Annotated in this window: 9 protein-coding genes and 1 other RNA gene; 7 read left to right on the forward strand and 3 right to left on the reverse strand. The window is 71.5% G+C overall.

Annotated elements, in window-relative coordinates; translation table 11 throughout:
• A partial coding sequence (locus CCN42_RS18675; RefSeq protein ID WP_143661945.1) for an LPXTG cell wall anchor domain-containing protein occupies positions 1-378 on the forward strand: 378 nt, incomplete at its 5' end.
• Between the two features lie 73 nt (positions 379-451).
• On the opposite strand, the gene CCN42_RS18680 is transcribed toward CCN42_RS18675, so the two are convergent.
• On the reverse strand, positions 452-643 hold the full coding sequence (locus tag CCN42_RS18680; RefSeq protein WP_086171129.1) for a hypothetical protein: 192 nt from the start codon (positions 641-643) through the stop codon (positions 452-454).
• Positions 644-958: 315 nt separating this feature from the next.
• On the opposite strand from CCN42_RS18680, the gene ftsE reads away from it, so the two are divergent.
• The 5 genes from ftsE (at position 959) to ssrA (ending at position 4,882) form a co-directional block, all read left to right on the forward strand.
• Positions 959-1,648: a cell division ATP-binding protein FtsE gene (gene ftsE, locus CCN42_RS18685; RefSeq protein ID WP_086171128.1), complete on the forward strand. Its 690-nt coding sequence runs from the start codon at positions 959-961 to the stop codon at positions 1,646-1,648.
• Between the two features lie 32 nt (positions 1,649-1,680).
• On the forward strand, positions 1,681-2,598 hold the full coding sequence (gene ftsX, locus CCN42_RS18690) for a permease-like cell division protein FtsX (protein WP_086171127.1): 918 nt from the start codon (positions 1,681-1,683) through the stop codon (positions 2,596-2,598).
• A gap of 68 nt (positions 2,599-2,666) precedes the next feature.
• Complete coding sequence (locus CCN42_RS18695) at positions 2,667-3,830, forward strand: S41 family peptidase (RefSeq protein ID WP_086737172.1); 1,164 nt, start codon at positions 2,667-2,669, stop codon at positions 3,828-3,830.
• Positions 3,831-3,903: 73 nt separating this feature from the next.
• Entirely contained in the window at positions 3,904-4,383 is a 480-nt protein-coding gene (smpB, locus tag CCN42_RS18700) for an SsrA-binding protein SmpB (RefSeq protein WP_086171125.1), read from the forward strand.
• Between the two features lie 99 nt (positions 4,384-4,482).
• Positions 4,483-4,882: a transfer-messenger RNA gene (gene ssrA / locus CCN42_RS18705) on the forward strand.
• A gap of 48 nt (positions 4,883-4,930) precedes the next feature.
• Here ssrA and CCN42_RS18710 read toward each other — a convergent pair.
• Complete coding sequence (locus CCN42_RS18710; RefSeq protein ID WP_086737174.1) at positions 4,931-5,947, reverse strand: LacI family DNA-binding transcriptional regulator; 1,017 nt, start codon at positions 5,945-5,947, stop codon at positions 4,931-4,933.
• Positions 5,948-6,061: 114 nt separating this feature from the next.
• Positions 6,062-7,264: an MFS transporter gene (locus CCN42_RS18715; RefSeq protein ID WP_086737176.1), complete on the reverse strand. Its 1,203-nt coding sequence runs from the start codon at positions 7,262-7,264 to the stop codon at positions 6,062-6,064.
• Positions 7,265-7,347: 83 nt separating this feature from the next.
• On the opposite strand from CCN42_RS18715, the gene CCN42_RS18720 reads away from it, so the two are divergent.
• Entirely contained in the window at positions 7,348-8,379 is a 1,032-nt protein-coding gene (locus tag CCN42_RS18720) for a LysR family transcriptional regulator (protein WP_086737178.1), read from the forward strand.
• Positions 8,380-8,812: the final 433 nt, after the last annotated feature.

Consider the following 8,812-nt stretch of genomic DNA (forward strand, 5'->3'; position numbering starts at 1 on the left):
GGTGACCCGGGCGACCCTGGTGACCCTAGTGACCCGGGCGACCCCGGTGACCCGGGCGATGAAGAGCCCGGTAACCCGGTCGAGCCGGACGAGCCCTCGGACCCCTCGGACCCGGGCAACGGTGGCGGCAACAACACCAACCCCGACGGTGGCTCCGGTGACTCCGCGCAGGGCGCGGGCTCCTCGGCCCTGACCGACACCGGTGCGGACGCCCCGGCCTCCGACCCGACCGCCCAGGGCGGTGGCGACGAGCTGGCCGAGACCGGTGCCACGGAGACCACGTTCCTGCTGATCGGCGCCGCGACGATGATCGCCGGCGGTGTCGGCTTCCGCGTGCTGCCGCGTCTGGTCGGCGGCCGTGGCGGTGCGGCTGCCTAAAGGCGCCCTCGCCGGCCGGAACGGCCGGTCGTAGTCGAAAGGGCCCGGAGCGCGAAGCTCCGGGCCCTTTTCGTCACGCCGTCTGGTGCGCCAGCAGCGCCACCGCGGCGATCAACACCGCCAGCAGGGCGATCAGCGTCATGGGAGTCAGGCCGGCCAGCGGATTCTCCTGCTGCAGCCGCTCACGGTTGGCCCGGCACACGGGGCAGCGGCCCTCGCTGACGGGCGCGGCACAGTTCGCGCACACCAGCCGGTCGTACGTCATGTGCTCGCCCTCCTAGTGCCGGTTCTCGTTGGACAACGCCCTCGGGGGTGAGAACGTTCCCCCTCCACTGTGCCAGGTTCCTCCGGAGGGTGCGCGGGGCCCTTCCAAGAGGGACGGTTTCCGTGGTCGCGGGGCTGCGGAACGTGAGGGTTGTGCCGCGGAGATGCCCGCGCGGTTTCCTCCGCCCCGAGCGAGTGCGCGCGCCCGCGGCACAAAAGTGCACAACCTGCGCGCAACCCCTACCGGTGCCTGCGGTTGCCCACCCGGTTCGCGTATGGTCACGCTCATCTACCCCCGGCGACCCGTGGTGCATCCGTGATCCGATTCGACAATGTCTCCAAGGTCTACCCCAAGCAGACCCGCCCGGCCCTCAGGGACGTCTCCCTGGAGGTCGAGAAGGGCGAGTTCGTGTTCCTCGTGGGGTCCTCCGGCTCCGGAAAGTCCACCTTCCTGCGGCTGGTCCTCCGCGAGGAGCGGGCCAGCCACGGACAGGTGCACGTTCTGGGCAAGGACCTCGCCCGCCTCTCCAACTGGAAGGTGCCGCACATGCGCCGCCAGCTGGGAACGGTGTTCCAGGACTTCCGGCTGCTGCCGAACAAGACGGTCGCCGAGAACGTGGCCTTCGCCCAGGAGGTCATCGGCAAGTCCCGCGGTGAGATCCGCAAGTCGGTGCCGCAGGTGCTCGAGCTGGTCGGGCTCGGCGGCAAGGAGGACCGGATGCCGGGCGAGCTGTCCGGCGGTGAGCAGCAGCGCGTGGCCATCGCGCGGGCCTTCGTCAACCGGCCCAAGCTGCTGATCGCCGACGAGCCCACCGGCAACCTCGACCCGCAGACCTCGGTCGGCATCATGAAGCTGCTCGACCGGATCAACCGCACCGGTACGACCGTCGTGATGGCCACCCACGACCAGAACATCGTGGACCAGATGCGCAAGCGCGTCATCGAGCTGGAGAAGGGCCGCCTCGTCCGCGACCAGGCCCGCGGCGTCTACGGCTACCAGCACTGACGATCCACGACGGAAAGGCTCAACCGCACGCCATGCGCGCCCAGTTCGTTCTGTCGGAGATCGGTGTCGGTCTCCGCCGCAATCTGACGATGACCTTCGCGGTCGTCGTCTCCGTCGCCCTGTCCCTGGCCCTGTTCGGCGGTTCGCTGCTGATGAGCGACCAGGTGAACACCATGAAGGGCTTCTGGTACGACAAGGTCAACGTCTCGATCTTCCTCTGCAACAAGAGCGACGCCGAGTCCGACCCCGCCTGCGCCACGGGCGCGGTGACCGAGGAGCAGAAGCAGCAGATCAAGTCCGACCTGCAGAAGATGCCGGTCGTCGACACCGTCACGTACGAGTCCCAGGACGAGGCGTACAAGCACTACAAGGAGCAGTTCGGCGACTCCCCGCTGGCCAGCTCGCTGACGCCGGATCAGATGCAGGAGTCGTACCGCATCAAGTTGAAGGACCCGGAGAAGTACCAGGTCATCGCGACCGCCTTCAACGGCCGGGACGGCGTGCAGTCCGTGCAGGACCAGAAGGAGACGCTGGACAACCTCTTCAAGCTCCTTGAGGGCATGAACTGGGCCGCGCGCGCGGTGATGGCGCTGATGCTGGTCGTGGCGCTGATGCTGATCGTCAACACGGTGCGCGTCTCGGCGTTCAGCCGCCGCCGCGAGACCGGGATCATGCGCCTGGTCGGCGCCTCCGGCTTCTACATCCAGGCCCCGTTCATCATGGAGGCCGCGGTCGCCGGACTGATCGGCGGCGCGGTCGCGTGCGCGTTCCTGGTGACCGCCCGGTACTTCCTCATCGACCATGGACTGGCCCTGGCCGACCAGCTGGAGCTGATCAACTTCATCGGCTGGGACGCCGTCCTGACGAAGCTGCCGCTCATCCTCGCCACGAGCCTGCTGATGCCCGCGCTGGCCGCGTTCTTCGCGCTGCGCAAGTACTTGAAGGTGTGACGCATGCCAAGAAGGGCCGTACGGTCAACGGACCGTACGGCCCTTCGCGTTGTCCTAGACTCACCGCCATGTCAGGTCGTGACCTGTTCTGTCAGCCCCGTCGTACGCGCCGCGGGACCGCCCTGACCCTGGTGTTCGCGAGCGTGCTCGTCACCGGTGCCGCCACGGGCTCGCTGCCCGGCACCGAGCGCGGCCCCGCGCCCGGTCCGTCCCGGACGCCCACCACGGCGGCCCGCCCCGACGACGTGCGGGCCGCCGCCGCCCGGGCCGTGGCCGAGGGCGCCTCGCCGCTGGAGGCCGCCGAGCGCGCCGTCAGCCGCAGCGGGGACCGCTGGGACGCCGTCTACTCGCCGGGCGAGTACGAGGAGTTCGAGGAGGCCCTGGACGGCGCCTACACAGGCGTCGGGCTCTCGGCGCGCCGGGAGCGCGCCGGGCGGATCGAGGTGACCGAGGTGGCCGCCGGATCGCCCGCGGCCGACGCCGGGATCCGCGCGGGCGACCGGCTGCGCAGCATCGACGGCCGGCCGGTCGACGGCCGGCCGGTCACCGAGGTGGTCTCCTTGCTGCGCGGTGACGCCACCGACGCGCCCGCCGGTACGCCGGTCCGGCTGGGCCTGGAGCGCGGCACGCGCGCGTGGAGCCTCACACTGCGCCGGGCCCGGCTCTCCACGGACTCGGTGACCGTCCGCACCCTCCCCGACGGGGACACCCTCATCGGGATCGGCGCCTTCACCAAGGGCTCCGGCGACACCGTCCGCGACGCGGTCCGGCGGGCCCCGCGCGACAACGGCATCATCCTCGACCTGCGCGGCAACTCCGGCGGCCTGGTCACCGAGGCCGTCACCACCGCCTCCGCCTTCCTCGACGGCGGGCTCGTCGCCACCTACGACGTCGACGGCGAGCAGCGCGCGCTGCACGCCGAGCCCGGCGGCGACACGGCCAGACCCCTGGTCACGCTCGTCGACGGGGGCACGATGAGCGCCGCCGAGCTGCTGACCGGGGCGCTGCAGGACCGGGGCCGGGCGGTCGTGGTGGGCTCCCGCACCTTCGGCAAGGGCTCGGTCCAGATGCCGAGCCGGCTGCCCGACGGCTCCGTCGCCGAGCTGACCGTCGGCCACTACCGCACCCCCTCCGGCCGCGGGGTGGACGGGCGGGGTATCACCCCCGACCTGGAGGCGGACCAGGACGCGCTGCGGCACGCGGAGACGGTGCTGGAGGGGCTGGGGGACTGACCGCCCCGCCCGACGGGCCCGCGCTTAATGACTTCCCGCACACCCCCTCCGTAGTGCGAAAATGGGCGGCACTATGGCTAAGGAAAAAGGGCGCAAACTGATCGCGCAGAACAAGAAGGCGCGGCACGACTACCTCATCATCGACACCTACGAGGCCGGTCTCGTCCTCACCGGTACCGAGGTGAAGTCACTGCGCCAGGGGCGCGCCTCGCTGGTCGACGGCTTCGTGCAGCTGGACGGTCACGAGGCGTGGCTGTACAACGTGCACGTTCCGGAGTACAGCCAGGGCACCTGGACCAACCACAGCGCCCGCCGCAAGCGCAAGCTGCTGCTGCACCGCGAGGAGATCGACAAGCTGGAGTCCAAGTCCCAGGAGACCGGGCACACGATCGTGCCGCTGTCCCTGTACTTCAAGGACGGCCGGGCGAAGGTCGAGATCGCGCTGGCGAAGGGCAAGAAGGAGTACGACAAGCGGCAGACCCTGCGCGAGAAGCAGGACCGGCGCGAGGCCGAGCGGGCGATGTCGGCGGTGCGGCGCAAGCAGCGGGCCTGAGCCGTGACCGCGCGGGAATACGGTGGCACCGCCGGCCGTTGACCCCGTATGATGGCATCTGCACTCACACGCTGGGTGCGGTGATTGATAAATCAACATGGGGATGATCGGTTTCGACAGCGGCTGTCGAAGCAGGGGAAGCGTGTCGAGGAAGCGGCCATGATCTCGTAAACCACAGGCCGAAAAAAATAATCGCCAACACCAAGCGCGATTCCTCCCAGCAGGCCTTCGCCCTCGCTGCCTGATCTCAGGTAGCAGAGCGAGCCTCCTACTAAGGGAGTGTCAGCCCGGGGCTGTTCCCGACCCGGATCCTGGCATCAGCTAGGGGACTAAACCTCGATCCCGGTCACGGGGTGAAGAGGGAAACCACACAGTGACTGAGCCCGTCGGAGACTTGTCCGCGTGATCTCCGGGGCCGAGAAAAGCGAAGCGGACTGCACACGGAGAAGCCCTGGTTCCGCACCGTTGGACGCGGGTTCGATTCCCGCCATCTCCACCACCCCATGTACAGCACTGGCCCCGTCGCTCACGAGCGGCGGGGCCTTTGTCATACGCCTCCGCCCCCGGTCCGCCGGGCCGTGCTCCCTCGCACCGTGAGGACCGGCGCGAGGAGGGTCGTCGCGGGGACCGGCTCGCCGGCCAGGGCCCGCATCAGCAGCTCCACCGCGCGCAGGCCGGTCTCCGCGGCCGGCAGGGCGACCGAGGTCAGCGGCACGCGGGCGGATTCCGCCAGGTCGGCGGGGCAGATCGCGGTGACGGACAGCTCCTCGGGGACGCGCGGACCCAGCCGCGCGAAGGCCTCGGTCAACGGCTCCAGGACCGCCTCGTTGTGGACGACGATCCCGGTCGGCGCCGGGTGTTCCCGCAGCAGCCGCTCGGCCGTCGCGCGCGCCGCCGCCGCGGTGGCCTCGCAGGGGTGGACGGTGGAGGTGAGTCCGTGCCGGTCGGCGGCGGCGGTGAAACCCTGGAGCACGTACTGGGCGCAGGCGGTCCGGCGGACATAGACCTCCGGTGGCGGGCCCACCAGCGCCACCGCCCGGTGGCCCAGCTCCGCCAGGTGGTCCACGCACCTCTCGCCCGCCGCCCTGAAGTCGAGGTCCACACAGGTGAGCCCGGCCCGGTCGGCCGGGAAGCCGATCAGGACGGCCGGCCGGTCCAGGTCCCGCAGTACCGGCAGCCGGGGGTCGCGCAGCCCTACGTCCATCACGATCAGCCCGTCCACCGGCACGGTGTCGGTGACCCGGCGCAGGCCCTGCTCGCCCTCGTCCTGGGTGAGGACCAGCACGTCGTGGCCGTACGACCGGGCGGCGGTCACCACCGACGCGGCGAACCGCAGCGCCGTCGGGGCGTGCACGCCCGCCCACAACGGCATCACCAGCGCCAGCACGTTCGCCCTGCCGCCGGCCAGGCGGGCGCCGGCGTGCGGGCGGTAGCCGAGGGTGCGGATGGAGGCCTGGACGCGGCGCCGGGTCTCCTCGGAGATCGGGCGTTTGCCGCTGAGCACGTACGAGACGGTGCTCGGGGAGACGCCCGCGTGCCGCGCCACGTCCGTGATCTTGACCATCAGTGCCCCGTCAGTCCTCGGTGGTCAGCGGTCTCCGTCGTCGAAGCGCTTCGACAACCTTCGCCGGGCGAAGGTATGTGCGACCCCGGGGGCCGTCAATGGGTTGGACGGGAATCAGTGGAGCGGTTCGACGGCTCGAACGGGCAGAACGGGACGGAGCGTGGCCAGGGTGATGAGCAGGGCCGCCCCCGCCGCCGCTACCGGCACCCCGAACCCGGCCGTCGCCGACAGGTGCTCCGCCGTCCAGCCCCCCAGCGCACTGCCGCAGGCGATCCCGCCCAGCAGTCCGGTCACCGCGAGCGTCATGCCCTCGTTGAGCCGCCCCTCGGGGGTGCGTTCCTGCACCAGTGCCATCCCGGTCACCATCGTCGGCGCGGTCGCCATCCCGGCCACCAGGAGCGCGCCCCCGAGGGCGAGCAGCGAGCCGGTGAGCGAGGCCGCGAGCAGCGGCAGGGTCAGCAGCGTGGTCATGCCGGCGATGCACCGCGCGTACCGGGCCTCGGCCGGTCCGGTCGGCCGGAACCGCCCGTACAGCAGCCCGGCCGCGCAGGACCCGGCGGCCTGGAGACCGAGCACCGCCCCGGCCGCCGTGCGGTGACCGTGGGCGTCCGCGAACGCGAGGGTGACCACCTCCATCGCCCCGAACACCGTGCCCATGGCGAGGCAGACCGCGAGCAGCGGCGCCATGCCCGGCGCGCGGATCGGTGACTTCCCCCGGGTGCCCGGCCGCACGGGCGGCTCGGTGGCCCGCTGGGCGGCGAACAGCAGGACCCCGGACACCAGCAGCACCACGCCGACCAGGGTGCCCGCCTCGGGGAAGACCGCCCCGCACAGGAAGGCCGCGAGGACCGGGCCCAGCATGAAGCACAGTTCGTCGGCGGCCTGCTCGAAGGCGTTCGCCGTGTGCAGTGCGGCATGGTCGCCCTTCAGCAGATGGGCCCAGCGGGCACGGGACATGCCACCGGTGTTGGGTGTGGTGGCGGTGGCGGCGTACGCGGCGAACAAGGTCCAGTCGGGGGCGCCGTGGCGGACGCAGAGGATGAGGGCGAGGCTGCCGAGGGCGGCGACCAGGGTGGCGGGCACGGCGATCCGGGCCTGGCCGTACCGGTCCACGAGCCGGGCCGTCCACGGGGCGACCAGCGCGGTCGCCGCGAGACCGGTCGCGGTGACGGCGCCGGCCAGGGCGTACGAGTCGCGCGCCCCGGCGATCATCACGACCGCGCTCACGCTGAACATGCCCATCGGCAGCCGGGCCATGAGGTTTCCGGCGGTGAAGGCCTTGGCGCCCGGGTGGGCGAAGAGGTGTCGGTACGGCATGCGTCCACCGTCGCCCGGGAGTGATCAAGGGGTCCAACACCGGTTCGGCGGCGATTGACGCACCTGTGTTGTAAGTTCCCCGGATGTCCCCGTCCTCGTTCTCCTCCTCCTCGCCCTCGCCCTCGGCCGTGTCCTCCTCCTTCATAGAACCCCGGCTGCTGCGCGCCTTCGTCACCGTCGCCGAGGAACTGCACTTCACCCGCGCCGCGGCCCGGCTCTACGTCGCCCAGCAGGCGCTGAGCAGGGATGTACGGCGGCTGGAGCGGGAGTTGGGTGCCGAGCTGTTCGTCCGCACCACCCGCCAGGTCACGCTGACCGGCGACGGCGAGCGGCTGCTGCCGTACGCGCGCCGGGTGCTCCAGGCGCAGGACGAGCTGCTCGCCGCCTGCGGACAGGCCCGCCCCCTGCTCGTCGACCTGAACTCCCCTGGCCTCGGCACCCCGCGCCGGGTACTGCACCGGGCCCGCGAACTCGCCCCCGAGCAGGAGCTGATGGCCCGCTACGAGAGCGGGCTCACCGGCGCGGCGGCCGAGCTGATCGCCGGGCGGCTGGACGCGTCGTTCGGGCGGTACGCGGGGCTCGCCCCGGCGCTGCGCAGTCAGCTGGCACACCAGCCGGTGCGGTGGGAGCCGATGGCGATCGTGCTGCCCGAGACGCACCGGCTCGCCTCCTGGGAGAGCGTGCCGCTGGCCGAGCTGGCCGGGGAGACCGTGTACGCCGGGGCCGGCAACCCCCGGACTCCGGAGTGGACCGACCTCGCGCACCGCCTGTTCGAGGGGCGCGGGATCGAGGTGGCGGCGCCCGCTCCGCTGGCCGTCGGGGCGGAGGAGTTCCAGAGGATCATGGCCAAATCAGGGAGCCCGGTGCTCGCCGTCGTGAGCTTTCCGGCCATGCCGGGCTGTGTGCTGCGTCCGCTCGTCGACCCCGTTCCGCTGTCACCCGTGTCGTTGGTGTGGCGGAAAGGGCTTGCGCATCCCGGACTGGACGCGCTGCGGCGGGCCGCGGCGGAGACGGCGGCCGAGGAGGGATGGCTGCGGCGGCCTGCCGATGGATGGTTTCCAGCCATGGACATTGCGCTGATGAATACCCACAAGCGGCACGTGGCGAACACATGACCCGTGCGTGCGCTACATTCTTCGCCTGAGCACCGTGTGGTAAACGGGGCGCTCGGGCTGGGTGGGGGGCCTGGTTCGGCCGACGGGTGCTCAGGGTCGTATGCGCACCCGTACCCGTCCCGTGGGGGGAAGTGCGCGCGTGAACATGTGGCGAGAAGACGCCCAACCGGAGTGGCCCGAGGTCGCGTCCCCGACGGGGGAACCGCAGACCGGTACACAGGCCTTTCCGGAACAACGGTCCCGGTCCGCGGACCACGAGGGCCGGCTCCCGTCGGACGCGGCCGAGACCCAGGTGATGTCGCCGGTGGCGGAGACCCGGGTCATACCGCCGGTGGCCGAGACGCAGCTCATACCTCCGGTGGCTCAGACCCAGCTGATACCCCCCGTGGCCGAGACGCGGCCGGGGCCGTCGCCGGCCGCGTCTCGGCCACGG

The organism is Streptomyces glaucescens (assembly GCF_002154375.1).
Classification (GTDB): Bacteria; Actinomycetota; Actinomycetes; order Streptomycetales; family Streptomycetaceae; genus Streptomyces; species Streptomyces glaucescens.